This window comes from Mesorhizobium sp. M0296 (assembly GCF_040321675.1).
GTDB lineage: Bacteria > Pseudomonadota > Alphaproteobacteria > Rhizobiales > Rhizobiaceae > Mesorhizobium.
Genome location: NZ_JAMYRZ010000067.1, coordinates 1 through 24,850, shown reverse-complemented (window position 1 = coordinate 24,850; position 24,850 = coordinate 1). Strand labels below are relative to the sequence as shown.

General features: G+C 62.1%; 23 protein-coding genes and 2 pseudogenes. 11 read left to right on the top strand and 14 right to left on the bottom strand.

What is annotated here, in order from left to right:
- The first annotated feature begins 242 nt into the window (after window positions 1-242).
- The 3 genes from carB (at window position 243) to NKI97_RS33675 (ending at window position 5,807) form a co-directional block, all read left to right on the top strand.
- Window positions 243-3,746 carry a carbamoyl-phosphate synthase large subunit gene (gene carB, locus NKI97_RS33685; protein WP_352838451.1) on the top strand — a complete coding sequence of 1,168 codons (3,504 nt, stop codon included), beginning with the start codon at window positions 243-245 and terminating at the stop codon, window positions 3,744-3,746.
- Window positions 3,747-3,948: 202 nt separating this feature from the next.
- Window positions 3,949-5,301 (top strand): AAA family ATPase, encoded by a 1,353-nt coding sequence (locus NKI97_RS33680; protein ID WP_352838450.1) that lies wholly within the window; start codon window positions 3,949-3,951, stop codon window positions 5,299-5,301.
- A 2-nt stretch (window positions 5,302-5,303) separates the two neighbouring features.
- Entirely contained in the window at window positions 5,304-5,807 is a 504-nt protein-coding gene (locus NKI97_RS33675; RefSeq protein WP_352838449.1) for a hypothetical protein, read from the top strand.
- 62 nt (window positions 5,808-5,869) lie between these two features.
- On the opposite strand, the pseudogene NKI97_RS33670 reads toward NKI97_RS33675, so the two are convergent.
- The 5 genes and pseudogenes from NKI97_RS33670 to NKI97_RS33650 form a co-directional block, all read right to left on the bottom strand.
- Window positions 5,870-6,030, bottom strand: a pseudogene (locus NKI97_RS33670) (RidA family protein); the annotation flags it as partial.
- Window positions 6,031-6,062: 32 nt separating this feature from the next.
- Window positions 6,063-6,437, bottom strand: a complete 375-nt coding sequence (locus NKI97_RS33665; RefSeq protein ID WP_352838448.1) for a hypothetical protein — start codon at window positions 6,435-6,437, stop codon at window positions 6,063-6,065.
- Window positions 6,438-6,533: 96 nt separating this feature from the next.
- On the bottom strand, window positions 6,534-6,917 hold the full coding sequence (locus NKI97_RS33660; protein ID WP_352838447.1) for a DUF6152 family protein: 384 nt from the start codon (window positions 6,915-6,917) through the stop codon (window positions 6,534-6,536).
- 289 nt (window positions 6,918-7,206) lie between these two features.
- Entirely contained in the window at window positions 7,207-7,695 is a 489-nt protein-coding gene (locus tag NKI97_RS33655; RefSeq protein WP_352838446.1) for a GNAT family N-acetyltransferase, read from the bottom strand.
- Window positions 7,688-8,509 (bottom strand): transglycosylase SLT domain-containing protein, encoded by an 822-nt coding sequence (locus tag NKI97_RS33650; RefSeq protein WP_352838445.1) that lies wholly within the window; start codon window positions 8,507-8,509, stop codon window positions 7,688-7,690. The genes NKI97_RS33655 and NKI97_RS33650 overlap by 8 nt, the downstream gene beginning before the upstream one ends.
- A gap of 162 nt (window positions 8,510-8,671) precedes the next feature.
- On the opposite strand from NKI97_RS33650, the gene NKI97_RS33645 reads away from it, so the two are divergent.
- Window positions 8,672-9,241: a methylated-DNA--[protein]-cysteine S-methyltransferase gene (locus tag NKI97_RS33645; RefSeq protein ID WP_352838444.1), complete on the top strand. Its 570-nt coding sequence runs from the start codon at window positions 8,672-8,674 to the stop codon at window positions 9,239-9,241.
- A 52-nt stretch (window positions 9,242-9,293) separates the two neighbouring features.
- Here the strand turns inward: NKI97_RS33645 and NKI97_RS33640 are convergent, their stop codons facing one another.
- The gene (locus NKI97_RS33640) at window positions 9,294-9,620 is read right to left on the bottom strand and encodes a hypothetical protein (RefSeq protein ID WP_023678330.1); all 327 of its coding nucleotides are present in this window, start codon (window positions 9,618-9,620) and stop codon (window positions 9,294-9,296) included.
- A 300-nt stretch (window positions 9,621-9,920) separates the two neighbouring features.
- On the opposite strand from NKI97_RS33640, the gene NKI97_RS33635 reads away from it, so the two are divergent.
- Window positions 9,921-10,133 (top strand): cold-shock protein, encoded by a 213-nt coding sequence (locus NKI97_RS33635; RefSeq protein WP_023678332.1) that lies wholly within the window; start codon window positions 9,921-9,923, stop codon window positions 10,131-10,133.
- A gap of 469 nt (window positions 10,134-10,602) precedes the next feature.
- Here the strand turns inward: NKI97_RS33635 and NKI97_RS33630 are convergent, their stop codons facing one another.
- From NKI97_RS33630 to NKI97_RS33620, 3 genes are all read right to left on the bottom strand, one after another.
- Window positions 10,603-11,211, bottom strand: a complete 609-nt coding sequence (locus NKI97_RS33630) for a glutathione S-transferase family protein (protein WP_352838443.1) — start codon at window positions 11,209-11,211, stop codon at window positions 10,603-10,605.
- A gap of 262 nt (window positions 11,212-11,473) precedes the next feature.
- On the bottom strand, window positions 11,474-12,328 hold the full coding sequence (locus NKI97_RS33625; RefSeq protein WP_352622192.1) for an EAL domain-containing protein: 855 nt from the start codon (window positions 12,326-12,328) through the stop codon (window positions 11,474-11,476).
- Window positions 12,325-13,218, bottom strand: a complete 894-nt coding sequence (locus tag NKI97_RS33620; RefSeq protein ID WP_352838442.1) for an EAL domain-containing protein — start codon at window positions 13,216-13,218, stop codon at window positions 12,325-12,327. Before NKI97_RS33620 ends, NKI97_RS33625 begins: the two co-directional genes overlap by 4 nt.
- 203 nt (window positions 13,219-13,421) lie before the next feature.
- Between NKI97_RS33620 and NKI97_RS33615 the strand changes: the two genes are divergently transcribed.
- Window positions 13,422-14,624, top strand: coding sequence for a pyridoxal phosphate-dependent aminotransferase (locus NKI97_RS33615; protein WP_352450425.1), 1,203 nt, complete (start codon window positions 13,422-13,424; stop codon window positions 14,622-14,624).
- A 6-nt stretch (window positions 14,625-14,630) separates the two neighbouring features.
- Here the strand turns inward: NKI97_RS33615 and NKI97_RS33610 are convergent, their stop codons facing one another.
- Complete coding sequence (locus tag NKI97_RS33610; protein ID WP_352450427.1) at window positions 14,631-15,026, bottom strand: (R)-mandelonitrile lyase; 396 nt, start codon at window positions 15,024-15,026, stop codon at window positions 14,631-14,633.
- A gap of 30 nt (window positions 15,027-15,056) precedes the next feature.
- Window positions 15,057-15,656, bottom strand: a complete 600-nt coding sequence (locus NKI97_RS33605; protein WP_352450428.1) for a methyltransferase family protein — start codon at window positions 15,654-15,656, stop codon at window positions 15,057-15,059.
- A 144-nt stretch (window positions 15,657-15,800) separates the two neighbouring features.
- Here NKI97_RS33605 and NKI97_RS33600 point away from each other — a divergent pair, with 144 nt between their 5' ends.
- The 3 genes and pseudogenes from NKI97_RS33600 (at window position 15,801) to NKI97_RS33590 (ending at window position 20,197) form a co-directional block, all read left to right on the top strand.
- Entirely contained in the window at window positions 15,801-16,667 is an 867-nt protein-coding gene (locus NKI97_RS33600) for an alpha/beta fold hydrolase (RefSeq protein ID WP_352838441.1), read from the top strand.
- A 163-nt stretch (window positions 16,668-16,830) separates the two neighbouring features.
- Entirely contained in the window at window positions 16,831-18,882 is a 2,052-nt protein-coding gene (locus NKI97_RS33595) for an elongation factor G (RefSeq protein WP_352838440.1), read from the top strand.
- 816 nt (window positions 18,883-19,698) lie between these two features.
- A pseudogene (locus tag NKI97_RS33590) lies at window positions 19,699-20,197 on the top strand (methyltransferase family protein).
- 19 nt (window positions 20,198-20,216) lie between these two features.
- Here the strand turns inward: NKI97_RS33590 and NKI97_RS33585 are convergent.
- Entirely contained in the window at window positions 20,217-20,969 is a 753-nt protein-coding gene (locus tag NKI97_RS33585) for an SDR family oxidoreductase (protein ID WP_352450431.1), read from the bottom strand.
- A 121-nt stretch (window positions 20,970-21,090) separates the two neighbouring features.
- Between NKI97_RS33585 and NKI97_RS33580 the strand changes: the two genes are divergently transcribed.
- Window positions 21,091-21,735 (top strand): TetR/AcrR family transcriptional regulator, encoded by a 645-nt coding sequence (locus NKI97_RS33580; protein ID WP_352450432.1) that lies wholly within the window; start codon window positions 21,091-21,093, stop codon window positions 21,733-21,735.
- A 104-nt stretch (window positions 21,736-21,839) separates the two neighbouring features.
- Here the strand turns inward: NKI97_RS33580 and NKI97_RS33575 are convergent, their stop codons facing one another.
- Both NKI97_RS33575 and trxB read right to left on the bottom strand, forming a co-directional pair.
- Window positions 21,840-22,736, bottom strand: a complete 897-nt coding sequence (locus NKI97_RS33575) for a LysR family transcriptional regulator (RefSeq protein WP_023678345.1) — start codon at window positions 22,734-22,736, stop codon at window positions 21,840-21,842.
- Window positions 22,737-22,834: 98 nt separating this feature from the next.
- Window positions 22,835-23,809 carry a thioredoxin-disulfide reductase gene (gene trxB, locus NKI97_RS33570; protein WP_352450433.1) on the bottom strand — a complete coding sequence of 325 codons (975 nt, stop codon included), beginning with the start codon at window positions 23,807-23,809 and terminating at the stop codon, window positions 22,835-22,837.
- 255 nt (window positions 23,810-24,064) lie between these two features.
- On the opposite strand from trxB, the gene NKI97_RS33565 reads away from it, so the two are divergent.
- Window positions 24,065-24,541, top strand: coding sequence for an Lrp/AsnC family transcriptional regulator (locus NKI97_RS33565; RefSeq protein WP_023678347.1), 477 nt, complete (start codon window positions 24,065-24,067; stop codon window positions 24,539-24,541).
- The last annotated feature ends 309 nt before the right edge of the window (window positions 24,542-24,850 follow it).

The window sequence follows — 24,850 nt, the reverse complement described above, 5'->3', positions numbered from 1 at the left end:
CCCATATTACACTACTACCCTACTGCCGTACTGCCATACTTCCCTACTCACGTAATCACCTACTGCACTACTCCCCTACTCCCCTACTCCCCTACTGCCCTACCCGCATTTTAGGGGCTTACATCCGGCAAAACTCTTCCCTATAAGGCCCTCCTAGCCTGATACCAGAATCGCGAGCACAACCGGCCGGGTCATCCCGTTCGGCTTTTTGTGCAAGCCGCCCGCCGAAACGGACCCTCGACATGCCAAGACGCACCGACATCAAGTCGATCCTGATCATCGGGGCCGGCCCCATCGTCATCGGTCAGGCCTGCGAATTCGACTATTCCGGCACCCAGGCCTGCAAGGCGCTGAAGGAAGAGGGTTTTCGCGTTATCCTGGTCAATTCCAATCCGGCCACCATCATGACCGATCCGGAGCTGGCCGACGCCACGTACATCGAGCCGATCACGCCCGAAGTGGTGGCCAAGATCATCGCCAAGGAGCGGCCGGACGCGCTGCTGCCGACCATGGGCGGCCAGACCGCGCTCAACACCGCTTTGTCGCTGCGCCGCATGGGCGTGCTCGACCGCTATCAGGTCGAGATGATCGGCGCCGACGCCACCGCAATCGACAAGGCCGAGGACCGCGCGCTGTTTCGCGAGGCGATGAACAAGATCGGCCTGGAAACGCCGAAGTCGATGCTGGCCAACGCCACCGACGTCAAGAATGCCGACCGCAAGACGCACGAGGCCGAGCGCGCCGCGCTGAAGGCGGAAAAGCCCGAAAATCTCGACGCCGCGCTCGATGCTCTGGAAACGCGCTGGAACCTCGGTGAGGGCGACCGCAAGCAGCGCTATATCAGCCATGCCATGGCGATTGCAGCACAAGCGCTCGACCATGTCGGCCTGCCCGCCATTATCCGCCCCTCCTTCACCATGGGCGGCACCGGCGGCGGCATCGCCTACAACCGCGCCGAATTCTTCGAGATCGTCCAGTCCGGCCTCGACGCCTCGCCGACCACCGAAGTGCTGATCGAGGAGAGCGTGCTCGGCTGGAAGGAGTATGAGATGGAGGTTGTCCGCGACAAGGCCGACAACTGCATCATCATCTGCTCGATCGAGAACATCGACCCGATGGGCGTGCATACCGGCGATTCGATCACCGTCGCCCCAGCGCTCACGCTGACCGACAAGGAATACCAGATGATGCGCAACGCCTCGATCGCGGTGCTGCGCGAGATCGGCGTCGAGACCGGCGGCTCCAACGTCCAGTTCGCCGTCAACCCGGCAGACGGCCGCCTGGTGGTGATCGAGATGAACCCGCGCGTCTCGCGCTCGTCGGCGCTGGCTTCCAAGGCGACCGGTTTCCCGATCGCCAAGATCGCGGCAAAACTCGCCGTCGGCTATACGCTGGACGAGTTGGAGAACGACATCACAGGCGGAGCAACGCCGGCCTCGTTCGAGCCGAGCATCGACTATGTCGTGACCAAGATCCCGCGCTTTGCCTTCGAGAAATTCCCAGGCGCCGAGCCGGTGCTGACCACCTCGATGAAATCGGTCGGCGAGGTCATGGCCATCGGCCGCACCTTCCAGGAATCGCTGCAGAAGGCCTTGCGTGGACTGGAGACCGGCCTGACCGGTCTGGACGAAATCGAGATCCCCGGCATCGGCCACGGGAACGCGCCGGCCAGCCATGTCGATGACCGCAACGCCATCCGCGCCGCCTTGGGCACGCCGACGCCGGACCGGCTGCGCATGGTGGCGCAGGCGATCCGCATGGGCACCTCGCTGGAAGACGTGCACGCAATGTGCAAGATCGACCCGTGGTTCCTCGAGCAGATCGCCGGCATTCTCGACATGGAGGCGCGCATCCGCGAGCACGGCATCCCCGAGGACGCCGCCAATCTGCGCATGCTGAAGGCGATGGGTTTCTCCGACGCGCGGCTCGCATCCCTGGTCAGGAAGGACGTCGAAGAGATCCAAAAAATTCGCGAAAAACTCGACGTTCATCCGGTTTACAAGCGCATCGACACTTGCGCCGCCGAGTTTGCTTCGCCCACCGCCTACATGTACTCGACCTACGAGGTGCCGTTCGCCGGCGCGCTCGCCAACGAGGCGCAAGTGTCGTCTCGGAAAAAGGTGGTCATCCTCGGCGGCGGCCCCAACCGCATCGGTCAGGGCATCGAATTCGACTATTGCTGCTGCCACGCCGCCTTTGCGCTGCGCGACGCCGGCTTCGAGGCGATCATGATCAACTGCAACCCGGAGACCGTCTCTACCGACTACGACACTTCCGACCGGCTCTATTTCGAGCCGCTGACGCCGGAGGACGTGCTGGAGATATTGCGCGCCGAACAGGCGTCCGGCGAGCTGGTCGGCGTCATCGTCCAGTTCGGCGGCCAGACGCCGCTGAAGCTGGCGGATGCGCTGGAGAAGGCCGGCATCCCGATCCTCGGCACCTCGCCCGACATGATCGATCTCGCCGAGGACCGCGACCGTTTCCAGAAGCTATTGCACAAGCTTGGCCTCAGCCAGCCGAAGAACGGCATTGCCTATTCGGTCGAGCAGGCCCGCCTCGTCGCCGGCGAGCTCGGTTTCCCGCTGGTCGTGCGCCCGTCCTATGTGCTCGGCGGCCGCGCGATGCAGATCATCCACGATGAGAGCATGCTGCAATCCTATCTGCTCGACACCGTGCCCGGCCTGGTGCCGGAGGACATCAAGCAGAAATACCCCAACGACAAGACCGGCCAGATCAACACGCTGCTCGGCAAGAACCCGCTTCTGTTCGATACCTATCTGTCGGGCGCCATCGAGGTCGACGTCGATTGCCTCTGCGACGGCAAGTCGACCTACGTCTCCGGCATATTGGAGCATATCGAGGAGGCCGGCATCCATTCGGGCGACTCGGCCTGCTCGCTGCCGGTGCATTCGCTGCCTTCCGAGCTGGTCGACGAGCTGGAGCGCCAGACGGCAGCGCTGGCCCGCGCGCTCAATGTCGGCGGCCTGATGAACGTGCAATATGCGATCAAGGACGGCACGGTCTATGTGCTGGAGGTCAACCCGCGCGCGTCGCGCACCGTGCCCTTCGTCGCCAAGACGATCGGACGTCCGATTGCGAAGATTGCTGCCCGCATCATGGCCGGCGAAAGCCTGGAAGATGCCTTCGCCCATTACGGCGCCATGCCCGACCCGCGCAATCCCGGCCACATCGCCGTCAAGGAAGCGGTATTCCCGTTCGCCCGCTTCCCCGGCGTCGACATTTTGCTCGGCCCGGAAATGCGCTCGACCGGCGAGGTCATGGGCCTCGACCGCGACTTCGCGCTGGCCTTCGCCAAGAGCCAGCTCGGGGCGGGTGTTGATCTCCCCCGCGCGGGCACGCTGTTCGTCTCGGTGCGCGACGAGGACAAGAAAGGCATCTTGCCGGCGGTCAAGCGCCTCGCCGGCCAGGGTTTTAAAGTGCTGGCCACCTCAGGCACCGCCCGCTTCCTCGCCGAAAACGGCGTCGCCGCCGAAAAGATAAACAAGGTGCTGGAAGGCCGCCCGCACATCGAGGACGCCATCCGCAACCGCCAGGTCCAGATCGTCTTCAACACGACTGATGGCCAAAAGGCGGTGTCGGACTCCAAGTCGCTGCGCAGGGCGACGCTGATGCAGAAAGTGCCGTATTATACGACGCTATCGGGTGCGGCCGCGGTGGCGGAGGCTATTGCGGCGTTGCGGGCTGGGAGCTTGGAAGTCAGGCCGCTGCAGGAGTATTTTGCCTGAGGCGATAGCCAAACCGCAGAAAACAGCGTCCTCCTTCGCCTGAGCACCAGACGGAAAGAAGATGCTGGAAGGTGCCTAAAGCACATTATGGCAACATGCCGTATTTCCTATTGCGATCCTGTCCAGTCTAGCAGAAACTAAAATTACATCAGTTTGGGAGCAATGCCATGGCAGACGCGACACTCGTGGACCCAGCAATCCGATGATTAAATACCTCAGGCTGCGCAACTTCCGGGCATACCGCGATCAAAGCTTCAACTTCAGTCGACTGAATATATTTATCGGCGCAAATAACAGTGGGAAATCGTCGATAATAAGTGCGATAAATCTATTAGCTCAGACACACGCAGAAAGCCGAGGAAGCACGAGTCCGCTGATATTGAATGGCCCCTACGAAGAACTCGGTACGTTTCAAGATATTGTCCATGGCAACAATGTCAGAACCCCCATTGGATTTGACTTCGGAATTGGGGATTTTCATGTATCTTTTGATGTAAAGTATAGACTTCAAAGAAGAGAATTAGAGATTGCCAAATTTACACTCCTGGAAGGCGACAATGAAATTGTTTCATATCAGACAAAAAAAGACAAGGTTGACGTAAAAATAAAAAGAGAGAGCATCGAAAGCGTGATGGGGAATAAGAATGTAAGAAGGCCGCGATTTACAGGGTTCTGGCCATTCATACCGGAAGTATCGTTTCTAGCTATACGCAACAGCGATCTCCCGAAAAGCTCTCAAAAAATTATTGAGCAAGCCTCTCGCAGCTTGCGAATGGCCGAAATGCGAATCCGTGATAGCTTTAGATTTTTTGACACACTCAGCCCATTTCGCGCTCAACCGCAAAGAACGTATGTTTACAGTGGGGAAACGCCGAATGAAATCGGTAGGACTGGCGCTAACGGAGTAAGTTTACTTGTCAACGACACCTCAAAAAGGGGAGCAATAAAAATTGGGCTGGAGGAAGAAATATCCGAGTGGCTGAAAGCCAACAAGATCGCATCCGCCATAAAAGTCAAAAATCTTACCAGCCGGCATTTCGAAATATGCCTAGTTGATTTCAAGGGAAAAGAGCATAATGTTTGTGATGTCGGATTTGGATGCAGTCAAGTTCTACCCGTACTTGTTGGAGGCCTAAACCTATTTCATAAAAATCGAGCTGCGCGATCATCGCCGACTTTTGTAGTTCAAGAACCCGAGATACATCTCCATCCCAATGCTCAGGCCTCTCTGGGTTCTTTTTTTGTTGGGTTGGCCCGCTATGGCGGGCAGCAGTTTATTGAAACCCATAGCGACAACCTAGTTCTAAGGGTTGCTAGACATGTAGCCTTAGGAGATATTGACTCCAAGGACATAAAGCTTTTCTTTGTGGAGGATTCGAGCGGCGAGAAGATAGTTACTGAATTAGCAATTAATCCAGATGGAGTCTTTGATCCAAATTGGCCAGGTGGATTTTTTCCTCAACGTCAGTTTGAATCGCTGCAACTCGCTAAGGCTCGAACACACACCGCCAGATCTCGTTCGGACCACCAACTGAGATTCACTTACCCGGAATAGTCATGCCAGTTTTCGTAGATGCCAATTGTTTCAAAGGATATATTGATGGCGTCATTTCGGCGGCAGCTAACAATTGTCGCACTGCCGTAGAAACGATATTAAGTAAAACGGAAATTGCTCTCGATGATAAAAAACTTTTTGAGCAGGAATGGCGTGATTGCACAGGAGGGCATGGCAATATATTTGTTGGAGATCACATTGCCGATCTTATGGAGCAGGGGAAGATTGTTATTTATGAATTCTCTAGGGATCACCAGTTGCGTAAGAAATTATCTCAGATAGGCGTTCCAGGGAAGGATGTAAGAATAGTTGAATTTTGCGCTGGCGCAAAAGTAGATATAATAACCAGCAATGATATAGATCTCTATGAGCCGTCGCAGAAAGGCTGCAAATCAAGTTTGCACTTGAAGTTTGTACACCAGAGACGCGGGTCCATTTGTAGATATGTAGAGAAGAACCTAAAGATAGTCATTTGCTGTTGCTGTCTAGTGCCTCAGTTTGTTTGAATGTCTGAATATCTTTTCAAATAAGATCATGCCAACCTACAATACCTGTTGTCGTAAAGCTCTCACGCCACGGCGACACATTCTATCTCGATATCGAACTCCATCGGCCAGGAGGCCACCGGCACGAGGTCGCGCCCGGCGGGTTAACCGCAAAGTATCTGGCATAGACGCGGCTGATGGCGTTGTGGAAACCGGAATTGACGCCGTAGATGCGCACCATCTCGCGCTTCGGGAAGGCCAGCCCCGGCGCCCTCCTCAGTTGAGAAACCCAATAAACCGTCCGGCGAACAGCACGGATGTCCATAGCACCAGCGAAAGCCCCGCCAGGATAATAGCGCCCCCACCAACCGACTCGTCACCACCCTTTGCGCGCCAGACGCGCATGAAGACAAGGAAGTTGGCGCCCGCGAACAGGGTGAGCGTCATCTTGGCGAGGAAGATGGGCATCGCCGCATACGCGCTCGCCCTGACTGAAAACAGCAGCGACCCCGTGACAAGTGCTCCGCCGAATGCGCCCAATGCGGTGCGGCGCAGCAGCGCGACGAACGGTGCCTGCGGCAGCGAGCGGAAGGCGCCGAGGATCCTGAGGTCCATGAGCCAGACGCTGGTCAGCAGCGCGCCGATCGACATGATGTGGAGCGCATTGATTACGGGATAGGCGACGAACGAGGCCTTCAGTCCCCGCGCGAAGGCGAGTTGCTCGATGCCGGCGAGGAGCCCGTCTATTCAGGCCGGCGGCACGCGGTCGGGATAGACATCGTAGGTCTTGCCGCCGACGATGACGCGCACTGCCTTCATGCGCTTTTCCTTCTCGTCGAGCGAGCGGTGGCCGATCGCGGTCACCTCGTCGCCGATCTTGGCGACCTCCTCGGTGAAGCCGGCGGCGATCGTGCGCGACGGCGTCGCCATCTCCACCCGCCAGGCCTCTCCCTTGGCATCGACGTCCAGCGTGGCGTGCGGGTTGCCGATATAGATGGCCGTGATCTTGCCCCGGAGTTCGAAAACCCCGTCCTGCGTCCACGACCAGCCGTGATGGGCATAAGCCGCACTGACGGCGGCAAGGATTACCGCCGCTGCCAGCATGACGCTTCGGTTGAAAGGTGACTGCATCGCTCGTCTCCTCGGTTCATTTCGATTGGAGGGTAGGTCACGGCGCGGCAGCGTCAAATCACATGAGGTGTGCGCTGCCCCTCATTGCCCTGCCGGGCATTTCTCCCCGTATAGTGACGGGGAGAAAGGTGCCTTCGCCAAGGATTTCGCCAATCTCCAGAGTTGAAGAAAGGGAGCTGAGTTTGCCGCCAGCCCCCTTCTCCCCGTCCCTCTACGGGGAGAAGATGCCGGCAGGCAGATGAGGGGCGGCGCCGACTTCTACGATCGAGCGCCCGCTTGCCCCGACCCCTCACGCCGCCCAGTCGACTTCGGACATCCCCAGCCGTTCGTAGAGCCGGACCGCGGCGGCGTTCTCGACAGTGTTGGTCTTGAGATCGACATGCGCAGCACCCCTTGCCTGAAACACCGCAAACGCGTGCCACATCAGCGCCTCGGCGATGCCCTTGCCGCGCGCCTCGGGATGGACGGCAAGGTCCTTGACGAACGCCCGCGTCCAGCAGAGCGCTGCGCCCGCCAGCCGGCCCTTGCTGTCGATAACCAGGAAACACAAAGCTGGGTCGAATTCCGCGTCGGCCGAAATGCGCGGCCACCATTCGTCGAACGGCCCGTCGGCGCCGTCGTCAAACACCGCGGTCAACAGCGTATGCAAAGCGAGTGCATCGGCGGCTTCGAAGCCGCGCATGAAAAAACCTTCGGGCCAGCGCGGCGCCAGAAGTGTGTCGTCGAGGATCTTGCGCAGGCGGATGTCGTTTGGCGCCGGCGGGCGCGGCTCAGGCATCGGGCTGCATGCGGCGGCGCAGGCTGTCGCTGCCGAGCCCGGTTTCGCCGAGCATCCCCTTGCGCTTGGCGTCGTAATAATAGCCGCTCTGGTAGAGCCGGTCGGCGCGCTTGGGGTTGCCGCCTGAGACCAGCCAGGCGCCGCGCAGATATTTCACCGCATATTTCAAATTGGTCTCGGCGTCGAACAGGCCGCTCGCCGGCCCGTCATAGCCCATGCCGCGCGCCGTCGCGTGCTTGATCTGCATCAGCCCCCAATGGCCGTGATTGTAGGCTTTCGGGTTGAACGTGCTCTCGCGGTTGACGACATGGCGCACCAGATCGACCGGCACCTGGTAAAGCGCGGAATATTTCTCGATCAGCCGCTCGATCTCGCTGCGGCCGCCGGCGTTCGACTGACCCTCGGTGGGGTCGGTCGCGGCCAGAGCGGCCGGGTCCTGCGGCACCGTGTAGGAAACCGGCTGAACGCCGGGCATGGCCTCGGTCTGTTGGCTGACCGGCATGGCGACGGCTGGCGTCGCAGTAACAGGCAGGGCATTGGCGGTCATGACGGCGGGGGTAGTTGCCGCCAGCGGCGTCGGCCCGGCAAAGGCGGCGGCCGGCTCGATCGGCAGCGCAGCCGTCTGGGCGACGCCGGACGGCTCCGGCAGCACCGAAACCGTGTCGGGCAGCGCCAACGTAAAGCCGGCATCGGTATTGGCCGTATTTTCGGTAAAGGCCGGCGTCGGGGTCACCGGCGAAGTCGAGGTGCAACCGCTGAGAGCGGCCACGGCCAACACCGCCGCAAGGACGGGAAAGAGGAATTTTGCTGGCAAGCGGCGCTCGGGTCCGGTTCGTCGGGTGTTAAGAAGTCCTTACACCAGCATCTTTCCCCGGGCAATCCGCGGTAGCCGGCGGTTTTCGGGTGGCGAGCCGGGCCGCGAAATGCGATATTGTTCTGGATTTGTACTTCGAAGCATTCCGGAAAGGAGCACGCCATGGACGCCTCTCATGCCACCGCCGGCCACGCGGTCTTCGAAACCGTGCTCGGCTTCATGGGCATCGCCTGGAGCGATGCCGGACTGACCCGGCTCTGCCTGCCGCAGCGCAATCGCGACGCGGTCGGACGCCGGCTGCTGCGCCATACCGCCGCCGAGCAGCCTGCGAAGCCCGAGCCGCAATGGGTTGCCGAGCTGATCGCGTCGATCAAGGCCTATGCCGCCGGCGAGGATATCGATTTCTCCGGCGTGCCGGTCGATCTCAGCGGCGTCGACGAGTTCCGCCTGGCGATCTATGACGCGGCGCGAAAACTCGCCTTCGGCGAAACCACCACCTATGGCGAACTGGCCAAGCGCGCCGGCCATGCCGGGCTGGCGCGCGAAACCGGCGCCGCCCTCGGCGCCAACCCGGTGCCGCTGGTCATCCCTTGCCATCGCATCCTTGCCGCCGGCGGCAAGATCGGCGGCTTTTCCGCGCCTGGCGGCTCGGCCACCAAGGAAAAGATGCTGGCCATGGAAGGCGTGCGCGTCGGCCCGCCGCCGCCGGCGCAGGTGTCGTTCGGGTTTTAGGTGTGCTGATATTCAGGCGAGGCCGGCACCCGGCGCACCCATCTCGACCAGCCTAATCCGGAAGCAGCCGCCGGCGGAAGCGCCGATCGAATTCCACCCGCTTGCATTTATAGACGGTGCACGAATTCGTATCGGCACTCGGCACGGAGGCCCGCGCCCTGACCTCGCCGATGTCGCAGAATTGCTGGCTTCGCACATAGCGGTCGTAGAGCGCCAGCCCCGGCACGCGCGCCGATCTGTAGCGCAGGATGACCGCACCCTCGCGCGCGATCGTCGCCTGCACCTTGCCGCAGCTCATGCGGGTCGGGTCGTAGCGCGAGCCCGCCTGCGCCTCGGCGGCCACCAGCGTCAGGCAAGCGGCAAGCAGAACGATTTTCATGGCCCCTCTCCCCCAAACCCGGTCGCGCCCGAAGCCGACGCGATCCTCCCGGGTCAGGCGCGCAGCGACGACGCTCTCACGCGATTGGGGCGGCCGTTGGGCAGGGTTGCCGCGGCGCCATTTTCCGCCCCGTCTTGTTTTTTGCGCGAAAGCATATTATATGCCGTCCATTGATATTTCGGCCGATCGATCCGGGCCTCGCGATCTTCGCGTTTGCTGACGTTCTATCTCCAAAATCTCGATACAAACCGGCTGGGTTTCGGCCCAGTCAAACTAAAGCAAACGTAAAGGACTATCGAAATGGCAACAGGTACGGTCAAGTGGTTTAATTCCACCAAGGGTTTCGGCTTCATTCAGCCTGACAGCGGCGGCGCGGACGTTTTCGTTCACATCTCCGCAGTCGAGCGTGCTGGACTGTCGACCCTGGTTGAAGGCCAGAAGATCAACTTCGAGATCGAGCAGGACCGCCGCACTGGCAAGTCGTCCGCTGGATCTCTGAGCAAGGCAGCCTGATTTTGCGAATGGCGCGCGCCGGGCGATACCCCGGGGCGCGCGGCAAATCACGGATGTACTGGCGGTCGCGCGAGAAGCGCGCCGGAGCGAAAGACCCCGACAAGCCGAAGCAGCAGATTGCTGCCGGCCCGGCCAAAACGCTCCCGATCAGGCTACCAAGCATGGGAAGGCGGGATTTTGTCCCGCCTTTTTGCTGTCTGGATTTTAAACGCCGACAATTGGCGAAATCGGCGATACAGCTCCTTCTCCCCGTCTCTATACGGGGAGAAGTGCCCGGCAGGGCGATGAGGGGCAGCACGACGTATCAGGACTGCCTTCGCCAGGCCAAGCACGATATCACAACAAAGGCTGGCGCCGCCCCTCATCTCGCTGCCGCCGTCTTCTCCCCGTATAGTGACGGGGAGAAGGACGCTTTCGCCGAAGCTTTCGCCAATTGTCAACGTTGCTCAGCAAAGTCGGCGAGTTGCACTCAACCCACCCACTCCAGCGGCACATGCCCCGGGTCGGCCTCGACCCGTCGCAGCCAGGCGGCAACCGCCGGATAGGCGTCGAGCTGAAACCCGCCCGTCTCGGCCGTGTGCGTATAGGCATAGAGCGCGATGTCGGCGACGCTGAGCACATTGCCGGCAAAGAACGTGCTCCCGGCCAGGTGCTTGTCCATGACGCCGAGCGCCTTGTTGCCGCGCTCCAGCGTCAGCGCCAGCCGCTCGGGCGTTGCGTCCTTGGCTCTTTCAGGGAAGGTCAGCAGCGCCCTGCGAACGGCGATATAAGGCTCGTGGCTGTATTGCTCGAAGAACAGCCACTGATAGGCCAGCGCGCGTTCGTATTTGTCCGCCGGCAGAAACCGCGTGCCTTCGGCGAGATAGAGCAGGATGGCATTGGATTCGGCCAGCCGGCGGCCGTCGTCGAATTCGAGCAGCGGCACCATGGCGTTCGGATTTTTCGCGACATAGTCGGGCTTGCGCGTGTCGCCGGTGTGCGAGCTGACCTCGACATTGGTGAAAGCGATGCCGAGCTTGGCCATCAACAGGCGCGGCTTGTAGCAATTGCCGCTGTCGATCATTCCATAGAGTATCATCGGTGCTCCCCCTTGCTCGCAACCACCCGTCTCAGGGCTTGATCCAGCCTCTATCGCGGCAGCGGCGGCTTCATCCAGTGATTTGTTTTGGCGTAACCATCAGCGCCGCTGATGCATTTCAGGATATATCGAGATTCAAGTCAGGCCGAGCCGAGAAGGGTGGGTTCCGAGAACCGGAGCGGAGCGTACTTTGGGTACGTGAGCACCGGAAGCGCAGGAAACCGCCGTTCGCAGGCCGGCATCACTTGAATCTCGACATATCCTAGCCGAATAGGGGGATGACGTTGTTGTCCCTGCCAAGCAGCCTGTCGATCGACAGAGGCTCCTCGTCAAACAGCGTACCGGCCAGCGCCGGCCGAGCAAGGTAAAAGCCCTGCAGCAGGTCGACGCCGCCATCCAGCGCGACGCGCAGATGCGTGGCGTTCTCGACGCCTTCGACCAGCACCTTGGCGCCACGGTCGTGCAGCGTCGAAACCAGCGGCCGGAAAAACCGCTCGGCGGCGGCATGGCGGCAGAATTCTGCGAACCAGGTGCCGTCGATCTTGACGATGTCGGGCTGCACCAGCGCTACCCTTTCTTCGGTCGAATGCCCGGTGCCGAAATCGTCGATGGCGATGCGGACGCCGTCGCGCCGCATCTCGCGCGCCAGGCTGACAAGCACCTTGTCGCCGGCCGCCTGCTCGGTAATCTCGCAGACCAGCATGCCAGGATGCAGGCCGAAATCCGTCAGATGCCTGGTCATCAGCCTGATTTCGGCCAGCGCCCTTGCGGGGTCATCGTTGATCAGCGGATTGTAGTTGAAGAAGAGGTCGAGCCCGTCGACGCCGATGTTGCGGAAGTTGCGCAAATGCAGCACCCGGCACATGGTTTCGACAAACAGCCGATCCGCTGCCGGCACACCTTCGAAGAAGATTTGCGGCGCCACCGGCCTGCCGGCACGATGCGGCTCGATCAGTCCCTCGACCGCGACGGCGGCGAGAAACCTGCCGCGCGGCGCGAAGACCGGCTGGTAGGCGCTCCTCAGCCGGAATGCGCCGTAGACGCCATATTCGATGCCGACCTCGTCGGCAAAGATCGCTTCGCCGACCTTGCGCCGCATGTCGGCCCGCCCGGTCACGATGCCACCCTGCGGCCAAAGGCCCGCATCGGCCGCCGCGATGGCGAAACGGCCGCGGGAACTTTGTCCTTATCGGGCGACACCGCTGATGCTTGCCCGGCCTTGTCGAAGACGTGAAAGCTGGTCGGTACAAGCTCCGGGCGTGCCAGCACGAAGCCTTGCACCATCGAGGCGCCCGACTTTTCGGCAAGCTCAAGCTGCCAGCCCGTCTCGATGCCCTCGAATACCGTACGGATGCCTTGCTCTTCGAAGCTTGTCACCATAGCGGTCAGCAAGGCGAAGCCGGCACCGGACTCCATCAGCGTCATGATCCAGTCGGCGTCGAACTTGACGATGTCTGGCCTGAGTTCCTTGATGCGATTGATGTCGGACTCCTCGGCGCCGTAATCGTCGACGGCAATGCGCAAACCATTGCCCCTGAGCGCCTCGACGAAATTGTAGAGCGTTTCCTGCGACGCCGATTTCTGTTCGGTGACCTCGCAGACGACGCGGCGCGGATCGATGTCGGCCTCGTGCAGCACCAGCCGCATGTCGCGCAGCGCCTTGTCGGCGATGCTGCGATCGGTGAACACCGATGGATCGAAATTGATGAAGATGGAGGCGTCTCGCGGCAGGCAGGCGCCGGCGTTCAGAAGGTGCAGCGTCCGTGTCAGCGCCTCGATATGCAGGCGGTCGACCGCCGGACAGCTGTTGAAGAAACTCATTGGCGGCTGCGGCTCGCCTTCGCGGAACGGCCGGATCAGCCCCTCGAACGCGACGACGGAAAGCTTGCCCTTGTTGAAGGCGAAGATCGGCTGGAAAGCGCTTTGCAGCGTATAGACCCCCCAGACACCGCTGGCGGTGCCGTCATCATGGCGGATGATATGGGCAAGCCCGATGCTGCGCGTCACGGTTCCTCGCTGTGCGAGACTGGCGGACCGGCTACGGTCCCTGCCGTTCTAGCTTTTACCGATCGTTGGTGAATTTATTGTTTCCAGCATTGCGCGCTGGCTCATTCGACAATGCCTGCGCTGGGCTTGCGCTTGACCAGATGATGCGACATGAGAGGCGCCGCGGCGCCTTCGCCCGCCGGTCTTTTCTGGAGATATCTGTCATGGCCTTTCTTGCCGACGTCCTTTCCCGCGTAAAGCCTTCCGCGACCATCGCGGTGACGCAGAAGGCGCGCGAGCTGAAAAACGCCGGCCGCGACGTGATCGGGCTGGGCGCCGGCGAGCCGGACTTCGACACCCCCGACAACATCAAGAACGCCGCGATCGAGGCCATCCGCCGCGGCGAGACGAAGTATCCGCCGGTATCCGGCATCGTGCCGCTGCGCGATGCGATCGCGAAAAAATTCAAGCGCGAGAACAATCTCGACTACCGGCCGGAGCAGACCATCGTCGGCACCGGCGGCAAGCAGATCCTGTTCAACGCCTTCATGGCGACGCTGAACCCCGGCGACGAGGTGATCATCCCGCGGCCCTACTGGGTCAGCTATCCCGAAATGGTGGCAATCTGCGGCGGCACCTCGGCCTTTGCCGACACCTCGATCGACAACGGCTTCAAGCTGACGGCGACCGTGCTGGAAAAGGCGATCACGCCGCGCACCAAATGGCTGTTGATGAACTCGCCGTCCAACCCCTCGGGCGCCGCCTATACCGAGGCGGAGCTCAAGGGCCTGGCCGATGTGCTGTTGAAGCATCCCCATGTCTGGGTGCTGACCGACGACATGTACGAGCACCTGACTTATGCCGACTTCGTCTTCAAGACCATCGCCGAGGTCGAGCCGAAGCTCTATGAGCGCACGCTGACGATGAACGGCGTGTCAAAGGCCTATGCCATGACCGGCTGGCGCATCGGCTATGCGGCAGGCCCGGTGCCGCTGATCAAGGCGATGGACATGATCCAGGGCCAGCAGACCTCCGGCGCCTGCACCATCGCCCAATGGGCGGCGGTCGAAGCGCTGAACGGCCCGCAGGATTTCATCCCGAAGAACAAGGCGATCTTCCAGGGCCGGCGCGATCTCGTCGTCTCGATGCTCAACCAGGCGCGCGGCATCACCTGTCCGTCGCCGGAGGGTGCGTTCTACGTCTATCCCTCCTGTGCCCAGCTGATCGGCAGGAAGACCAAGAGCGGCAAGGTGATCGACAGCGACGAAACCTTCTGCTCGGAACTGCTCGAGGCCGAGGGCGTGGCGGTTGTTTTCGGCTCGGCCTTTGGCCTCGGCCCGAACTTCCGCATCTCCTACGCCACGTCAGAGGCTCTGCTCGAAGAGGCCTGCACGCGCATCCAGCGCTTTACCGCCGCGCTGGTCTGAGACGTTTCAGCCGCCATACTGCTCGTCGTTCACCTTCTCCAGCCAATCGACATGCACACCCTCGATCGCCTCCTGCATGGCGATGTGGGTCATCGCCGATTTGGGCGCGGCGCCGTGCCAGTGCTTTTCGCCGGCCGCAAAGGAGACGACGTCGCCGGCCCTGATCTCCTGCAGCGGCCCGCCCCAGCTTTGCACGAGACCGGCACCGGATGTGACATAGAGCGTCTGGCCAAGCGGATGCGTGTGCCAGTGGGTGCGGGCGCCGGGCTCGAAGCTGACCAGCGTGGCTCTGAGCCGCGCCGGTGCCTCTTTCTCGATGATCGGCGTCTGCAAAACCCGGCCAGTGAAGTATTTTTCCGGCGCAACAATCGTCGGCACGCTGCCGCAGGCAATAATCTTCATCGTCGCAAGTCCTCGATTCAATCCAGTGTCTTAGACCCTACCACTTTCGTCCGATGCCGGCTGCATCTCCTGCCGGCTGCGGGCAAAACGCGGCCAGAACAGACCGGTCCGCGTGCGGTAAGCGTCGTAGGCATCGGCCAACCTTGTCCGCGAAAATTTTCGCTCTTCGTCCAAGGCTGCGATCACGTAGATCGTAACGATGCCGGCGACCGGCACCACCGCCCAGACCGACCAGGTCGCGATACCCCATCCGATCCAGAAGATGATGTAGGACGTGTAGAACGGATGCCGGACATGGAGATAAGGGCCTTCGGTCACCAGGCTGTCGGGATTGTCAGGATCGAATGCGAACCGCAGCCCCGCCTTGCGGGAGACCGAGATCGCCCACCAGAACAGCGCCGAGCTTGCCAGTTCGATGGCGAGCCCGCCGATCTTCGCCGCCACCGGCTGCCGCTCGATCCACAGCAGCGCAAGAAAGAACAGCGCCGTGCCGACCACGACGGCCGAAATGATCATCGCGCCTTGAGACATGGTCTGCGACTGGAAATGCGCGCGCATCGACCAGGCATATTGGCCGAGCGTCGCGATGCTGCTGATCGAGACGAGAAGGTCGAGCGTGGATTCCATCATCAGGCTCCGGGGGTTAGCTGTGGTGGATTCGTTCATCATACCCGGCGCAAGCCGAGAAATCATTTCTTAACCACCGTTCTAAACAACATGGTGACCTCGGCATGCGATGTTGACCTGGAGACAATCCCAAGGTCCAAACCAGATATGGCCGTTTCCCACCGCACGATCCGCACGCCGCAAGCGGATTTGCGCCTCAGCCAGTCGTCGGGACCCGGCATCCCGCTTGTCCTGATCCACGGCTCGGGCAGTTCGCGCGCCGTATTCGCCCGCCAGTTCGACAGCCCGTTGGCCGCTGCCCATCGGTTGATTGCTTTCGACCTGCCCGGCCATGGCGAATCGTCGGACCCCCGCGATCCGGCGACGGACTACACCATCGCCGGCCTTGCCCAATCGGCGGCCCAGCTCCTCGATGCCTTGGGCATCGGCCGCGCCGTCGTCTTCGGCTGGTCGCTTGGCGGGCACGTGGCAATCGAACTCGCGAGTTTTCACCGCGCCGTCGGCGGGCTGATGCTGACCGGCGCGCCGCCGGTATCGAAGGGTCCTTTCGGCATGCTGCGCGGCTTCCACGCGCATTGGGACATGCTGCTGGCGTCCAAAAAGACATATTCCGAACGCGATGCCGAGCGCTTCGAGACGCTGTGTTTCGGCGACACCGCCGATCCGTCCTTTCGCCAAGCCATCCTGCGCACCGACGGCCGGCTGCGCGCCGCGGTGACGCGCGGCATGCTCACCGGCAAGGGCGCCGACCAGAGACAGGTGGTCGAGCAAGCCGCGTTTCCGGTCGCTATCGTCAATGGCGAAAACGATCCGTTCGTCCGGCTCGGCTATTTTGAGACGCTCGCATACGGCTCGCTGTGGGAGCATTGCCACATCGTCTCCGGCGCCGGGCATGCGCCTTTCTGGGAGCGTGCGGACCTGTTCAATCCGTTGCTCGCGCGCTTTGCCGAGACGGTGGCGGTGCAGCGCGTCGACGCACCCCCGCTGGCGTCGCGCCGAACCGGCACCGGCTGAACCGGCCCCAACTTCAAATCCCTTCAACCTCAAATCCCTTGCCCTCCCGGCCTGCCCGTGGGACGATGCCCTTTGGGTAGGTGGCAAATTGAAAAAAGCCTCGCCCGCGACGGCCGACAGGCCGGCCGCCGCTTACAGGGAAACGCCTGAGTGGAGGTCAGCCATGGGTACTCGCGCCGGAGGACGACGCACGGGACCGAAATGCATTGCCATAGTCGGTCCCTTCGCAAGCGGTAAGACGACACTTCTCGAAGCCATACTCGCCCGTACAGGCGCCATTCCCCGCCAGAATCCCGTTTCGTCCGGAAATACCGTTTCCGATCATTCGCCCGAGGCGCGCGCTCACGGCATGAGCGTCGAGGCGACCTTCGCCACCACCGATTTCATGGGTGAGCCGTTCACCTTCGTCGATTGTCCCGGCTCCATCGAATTCTCCTTCGAAGCCGAGCCGGTGCTGGCCGCCTGCGACGTCGCCGTGGTCGTTGCCGAGGCCGACGAGAAGAAGATCCCTGCCCTGCAGCTTATCATGCGCAAGCTCGACGATCTCGGCGTGCCGCGCATGCTGTTCCTGAACAAGGTCGACAAGGCGATAGCAGGTGTGCGCGACACGCTGAAGATGCTGCAGCCGGCAAGCTCGGTGCCATTGCTGCTGCGCCAGATCCCGCTGCGCAAGGATGGCGTCGTCATCGGCTCGATCGACCTCGCTCTGGAGCGTGCCTACATCTACCGCGAATATGCCGAGAGCGAGGTCGCCCAGATCCCGAGCGACGACAAGGCGCGCGAGCTCGAGGCGCGCTTTTCCATGCTGGAGACGCTCGCCGACCATGACGACCGGCTGATGGAGCAATTGCTGGACGAGATCGAACCGCCGAAGGATGCGATCTTCGACGACCTTGCCGCCGACCTGCGCGACGGCATGGTGACGCCGGTGCTGATCGGCACCGCCGAGAAGGGCAACGGCGTGCTGCGCCTGTTGAAGGCGATCCGTCACGACGCACCCGACAGCGAGGCGACGTGCCAGCGTCTCGGCGCGCCCGATGGCAATGCCACCGTTGTCCAGGTGATGAAGACCATCCACACCGCGCATGGCGGCAAGCTGTCGGTGTCGCGCATCCTGTCCGGCCAGGTCGCCGACGCCGCCGAGCTGTTCCTTTCCAATGGCGAAACGGCAAAGGTCTCCGGCATCTACAAGATGCTCGGCAAGGATCAGGTCAAGCTGACTTCGGCCAAGGCCGGCGACACGGTCGCGCTCGGCAAGCTGGACGCCGTCAGGACCGGCCAGACGCTGAGCTCGACCAAGGGCGGCATCCAGCCGCTGGTCACGCTGGCGCCGCCGCAACCGGTCTTCGCCTTCGCGCTGCGGCCGAAAGAGCGCAAGGACGAGGTCAAGATGTCGGCGGCCATCCAGCGCCTGGCCGAGGAAGATCCCTCGCTCAACCTGCATCACAACCAGGATTCGGCCGAAACCGTGCTGTCTGGCCATGGCGAGATGCATCTGCGCGTCGTGCGCGAGCGGCTGGAAGGCAAGAACCAGATCCCGGTCGAAGGCCATGTGCCGGCCGTGCCCTACCGCGAGACGATCCGCAAAGCGACGCAGCAGCGCGGCCGCCACAAGAAACAATCGGGCGGCCACGGCCAGTTCGGCGACGTCGTGATCGAGATCAAACCGCTGCCGCGCGGGTCAGGCTTCCAGTTCACAGATACGATCACCGGCGGCGCCGTGCCGAAAACCTACATCCAGTCGGTCGAGACCGGCGTGCGTGACTACCTGAAGTCCGGGCCGCTCGGCTTCCCGGTCGTCGATGTTGCCGTCAACCTTTCCGACGGCTCCTACCATGCGGTCGATTCCTCCGACATGGCCTTCCAGATGGCAGCGAAGCTGGCGATGAAAGAAGGCATGGCCGCGTGCTCGCCGGTGCTGCTCGAGCCGGTGATGAAGGTCGAGATCGTCACGCCGTCCGACGCGACGTCGAAGATCATTGCGCTGATCCCGCAGCGGCGCGGCCAGATCCTCGGCTACGACGCGCGGCCCGACTGGCCCGGATGGGACGTCGTCGAGGCGACCATGCCGCAAGCCGAGATCGGCGACCTCATCATCGAGCTGCGCTCGGCCACGGCGGGTGTCGCCAGCTACCGGGCCGTCTTCGACCACATGGCCGAACTCACCGGGCGGTTGGCCGACGAAGCGCTGAACGCCAACGGCAAGGCCGCCTGAGCCGCCTTTGCGGCCCAACAGGAAACGGCGCCCGGATCATTCGGGCGCCGTTTCTTGCGGACCGTCTTCGTGGGAGGCGAAACGGCAGGTCCGCCGCATGCTTGCCGCCGGTGTTTTGGCGGAGGAAGGTTCGGACGCGGTAGCTGCCTGAGCCCGGGTCGTCCGAGTGATGCCCCCATCCCCCGGACGAGCCACACCGCGTCCTGTACTCTGCTTAATCGATTTGGCGCGCCCGCGGCATGTTACCCGAGGTTACATGTCACTGTTACGCGACCGTTCCGGCCGATTTTCTGGCGATGTGTTGGTTTCGGGCAACAAAAAAGCCGGATCAATGAAGACCCGGCTGAGTTTGATTGGAAGTGCCTGTTAAGGCTAACCTCCAGAGGGGAACACTCGAGAGCGCTAATGGGAGGAGAACGCGCTCAGGAGATGATCTATATATGTGCTCTTCATGCCCAAGAAACAAGCATCTATTTTGCAACACTCACATGCAAAAAGGCGCCGGCTGTGGTCTAATCCGTCCCGAAGCGCAATAGGACCAGTTGAATCGCTGAAATACAGCCTGCGGCAAGGCAAAAATCGATCCGCGGCCGCGAATCAGCAGCGATTCCTGCTCGGAAAGTCGAAAAACGCAGGATGACGTGGAATCGTGCAGCACGCGTTTGTTTTTTCGGCAGCCAGACCTTGCTGGTGCATGCCGCCCAAAAGCCCGCCATCGAGCTTGACCTGAGGTGCGGCGGCTTGGGTTACATGCCGGACAAGACCTGAAGCGCGTTGCGGGAGACCGTTCAAGGCCGCGCCCGTAAGGAGAGCTATATGCGAGCCGCTTCGGCGATCGCCGGCAGCATCATCTTCCTTGCAGCGGCGCCCGGCGTGGTCGCCGGACTGCTGCTTTGGCTGCTGACCGATCGCTATCGCCTGCCCTGGTCGAGCCTGCCCGGTTTCGTTCCTGTGGGCTGGCTGCTGGTTGTCGCCGGCACAGCCATACTGCTGCACGCCTTTGCCCGGTTTGCCCTGGAGGGCCTGGGTACCCCCCGCCCCGGTCGCACCGACCGAAAGGCTGGTCGTCGGCGGCATCTACCGCCATGTCCGCAATCCGATGTACGTCGCCGTGCTGTCGATCGTCCTCGGCCAGGCACTGCTGTTTTCGAGCTGGACGGTCGCCGCCTATCTCGTCATCGCCGCGGCCGCCATGATCTCCTTCGTGAGACTATATGAGGAACCGACGCTTGCCCGCCGCTACGGTGACGAATACGAGGCCTACCGCCGTGCCGTACCAGGCTGGCTGCCCCGCCTGACACCTTGGCGCGGCTGAAGCAGGCTCCAAGGCAACGTCACCACGGCAGCGGGCCGTCCTCGTTCGAGAACGTGCCCGTCGGACCGTTCGCGTCGAGAAGCGCGAGGCGCACCGGCTCCCGCGCGGCCTGTTCGACGGTGCGCGAACCTTCGAAGTTGTTCAGCTCCGTCGCGGTGTAGCCCGGGCAGGCAGCGTTGACCTTGATGCCGGTCTCCTCGAGCTCGATGGCGAAGGCGAGCGTCATCGCGTTGACGGCCGTCTTCGACGGGTTGTAAACGGCGCCAAACGAAGTGCGGTACGCAAAGGCCGGATCCGCGTTCAATGTCAGCGAGCCGGCGCCGCTCGATACGTTGACGATACGTGCCGCCGGCGCCTCACGAAGGAGCCGCAGCATCGCTTGCGTGACGGCGACGATGCCAAACACGTTCGTCTCGAATACCGCGCGTACGTCGTCGAGGGAGGCAACGCTCGGGCGGCCCGAATTGATGATCTCCTCGAGCGGCTTGCCCGGCTTTCCCGCATGGGAGATGCCGGCATTGTTCACCAGCACGTCGAGGCGGCCGAGTTCGATGCGGATGCGCTCTGCCGCGGCGGCGATCGACGCCTGGTCGGTGACGTCGAGCTGCAGGGCGTGGGCATCCTCTCCGATGCTATTTGCGGCTGCCTCGGCATGCTCGAGCCTGCGCGATCCTACGAGCACGGTAAGGCCGTTCGCCGCGAGGTCCTTGGCGATCTGAAGACCGATGCCCTTGTTGGCCCCGGTGACCAGGGCGACGGGTTTGTCCTGCATGGTAATCTCCTTTTGTGCACCGATATGTGGCCAACACCGCCTTGCCGTGCTAGATACAAGTCAAACGGAACCGCGTTCCATATATATCCGGAACACGGTTCCGTTTGCAAGAGGTAATTTGATGGGCGAAAAAACGCCGAACGGCAAAACGGATCAAGGCGATGGTCTGGAACCCCGCGACCGCGCGGATCGGCACGTGCGCGCCGACGCACGGCGCAACATCGACGCGTTGCTCCGGGCGGCCATGGCGGTGTTCGCGACCTCCGGCGTGGAGGCTCCGGTGCGAGAGATCGCGGAAAAGGCTGGCGTCGGCGTCGGCACCGTCTACCGCCATTTTCCACAGCGCTCGGACCTGATCGTGGCCGTCTTCCGCAACGAGGTCGACGCCTGTGCGGACGCCGCGCCGATCCTGGCCAGGAAGCATGAGCCGGGTGAAGCGCTGGCCCTGTGGATGCAGCGCTATGTGGATTTCATCACGGCAAAACGCGGCCTCGCGGCAGCCTTGTACTCAGGCAATCCGGCCTTCGACACTTTGCCTGCCTATTTCAACCAACGGCTCCGGCCCGCGCTCCAAACATTGCTGGAGGCAGCGGCCGCGGCCGGCGAGGTGCGCGCCGACATCGAGCCGGGCGACCTGTTGGGGGCGGCCGCCAGCCTTGCCATGCCGGCACATGGCGGCGGCCCTGCCCAGGCGCGGCGCATGGTTGCCTTGCTGGTCGACGGTTTGCGCTACGGCGCCAGCACGCTGGCGGATACGCGTTCCTAAAGCGCGTTGCGTTCGACCGACCTGATGCGACGCGCTTTAGGTTCTTGTTTGATGCATGTCGTTATCGCAAAACCGCTGCACACTTTTGCGCGACATGCATTAAATCAGAACGACCAGCTGCGCGCCTTGGCGATGATGAAATCGCGGAAGACATGCAGCTTCGCCTGGTTCTTCATCGCGTCGGGATAGGCGAAATAGGTATCGAAGGACGGCACTTCGGTCTCGGGCAGCAATTGCACCAGCCCGGAATCCTTGCTGACCACATAATCGGGCAGCATGGCGATGCCGGCGCCGCCCTGCACCGCCCGCTTGATCGACAGGATGTCGTTGATCTGCAGCGTCGGTACCCTTTGCCCGCCTTCGAAATCGCCGACCGTTTCCAGCCAGTTCAGTTCCGACAGATGCGCCGGCACCGGCACGCCGAAGGTGACGATGCGATGGGTTTTCAGCTCGGCAATGGAATTCGGCTTGCCGTATTTGTTCACATAGGAGGGCGCCGCGTAGAGATGGAAATGCACGGTGAACAGGCGGCGCTGGATGAGGTCGGGCTGCTGCGGCTGGCGCAGCCGGATGGCGCAGTCGGCCTGGCGCATCGTGAGATCGAGCTCCTCATTGGCCAGGATGAGCTGCAGGCTGACCTCGGGATACAGCTCGATGAATTCCTGCACGCGCTCGGTCAGCCAGCCGGCGCCGAGGCCGACCGTGGTCGTCACCCTGAGCACGCCGGAGGGCCGGTCCTTGGTTTCGGTCAGGCGCGACTTGATGGTTTCGAGCTTCATCAGCACGTCGTGCGCCGTGCGGAACAGCATCTCGCCCTGCTCGGTCAGCACTAGGCCGCGGGCGTGGCGATTGAACAGCGGCACGCCGACATCATGCTCGAGCGCGCTGACCTGCCGCGAGATCGCCGATTGCGACAAATGCAGTGTTTCCGCGGCATGGGTGAACGACCCCGCTTCCGCCGCGGCGTGAAACACGCGTAGCTTGTCCCAATCCAACGCCATGATTTCCCCTCGTCCTGTTTTCTGGCGTCCGCCTGTTTTCGGCGTCTGAATGAAAAATCAGGCTTTTGCGCGGCTTTTCTCAGCCGCTTATCGAACAATCACTCCGCCGCTTCGCGGTGAACCTCGATCCCCGCCAGATATTTTTCCGCCTCGAGCGCGGCCATGCAGCCGAGCCCGGCCGCCGTCACCGCCTGGCGGTAGATGTCGTCGGTTACGTCGCCGGCGGCGAACACGCCCGGCATGTCGGTGCGGGTCGAATCCGGCGCCGTCCACAGATAGCCGTTCGGCTTCTGCTTCAGCTTGCCGGCAAACAGCTCGACCGCCGGCGCGTGGCCGATCGCCACGAACACGCCGTCGACCACCAGATGCATCTCCTGCCCGGTCACCACGTTGCGCAGCTTCAGCCCTTCGACCGACGGCGGCAGCGGCGCCTTGCCGGGCCTGCCGGTGATCTCGTCGACCACCGTGTCCCAGATGACGCGGACATTGTCTTTCCGCAGCAGCCGCTCGCGCAGGATGCGCTCGGCGCGGAAATCGCTGCGCCTGTGGATAACGGTGACGCTCTTGGCCAGGTTGGAGAGATAGAGCGCTTCCTCCACCGCCGAATTACCGCCGCCGATCACCGCGACGTCCTTGCCGCGGTAGAAGAAGCCGTCGCAGGTGGCGCAGGCCGAGACGCCAAAACCCATGAAGGTGTGTTCGCTCGGGATGCCCAGCCATTTCGCCTGCGCGCCGGTGGCGATGATCAGCGCGTCAGCGGTATAGATCGTGCCGGAATCGCCCTTGGCGCGGAACGGCCGCACGTTGAGGTCGACCTCGGTGATGATGTCGTTGACGATGTCGGTGCCGACATGCTCGGCCTGCCTGAGCATCTCGCTCATTAGCCATGGACCCTGGATCGGTTCGGCGAAGCCCGGATAGTTTTCGACATCGGTGGTGATCATCAGTTGCCCGCCCTGCTGCAGGCCGGCGACCAGCATCGGCTTGAGCATGGCGCGGGCGGCATAGATCGCCGCCGTATAGCCGGCGGGGCCGGAGCCGATGATGAGAACAGGCGCGTGCTTGGTGATCATGAAAAGCCTCTGCGGGGAGCAGCCATGGATTGTGGCATGAACTCTCGTCGATTGTTGCGCGTAATGTAAGTGTTGCCTGCGACGCCAGCAAGGCAAGTTGCCGTTCGTCCCCGGAAAGCTTCGGCGCCGGCGACGGCGACAAGCAACCCGCAGCAAGATGATGCGAAAATCCTCGATCCAGCGGATGGAATAGACAGCAAAGTCGTTTAATTACAAAGTCGCGAAAGATTCTTTCGCGTCACCACGGAAGCCACCATGCCGATCAAGGCCGATCTCGATGCCATCGACTGGAAGATCCTGCGCGAGCTTCAGCAGGACGGACGCATGACCAATGTCGAACTGTCGAGCCGCGTCGGCATTTCGGCGCCGCCGTGCCTGCGCCGCGTCAGGCGGCTGGAAGAGGCCGGCATCATCCGCGGCTACCGCGCTTTGCTCAACGCTCCGGCGCTCGGCCTCGACGTCGTCGCCTTCTGCCTGATCGGCCTGCATCACCAGGCCGACGCCGAACTCAAGACCTTCGCCGAGCGCACCCGCGGCTGGCCGATCGTGCGCGACGCCTGGATGGTGTCTGGCGAGTCCGATTTCCTGCTGCATTGCGTGGCGAGCGATCTCGGCACCTTCCAGACCTTCGTCATCGAGGAACTGGCCTCGGCCCCCAATGTCGATACGGTGCGAACCGCGCTGACCATCCGCCGGGTCAAAGACGAAGGGCTGGTGGCGTTTTCGGCTTAAGAGAGCAGGCAAAGCGGCTGCGAAACAAAAACCCGGAAACAAAAAACCCGCCTCGGCGGGCGGGATCGTCGGTGGAAATCATCACCATACCCAAATTAGTAGCATAGCTGCCGGCACAAAGCAAGAACAAAATTGCCTTCAGCGTTGAAGATTGGCTTCATTCCAGCTTGGGTTCCTCGCCCCACGAAAGTGGGGAGAGGTGGCTCGGCGAAGCCGAGACGGAGAGGGGAACCCGCTCTACGAAGCCCCCTCTCAGGGCGCCTCGCGGCCACCCAGCCCCCCCAAGTCCGTGGGGGCTAGACCCACGCG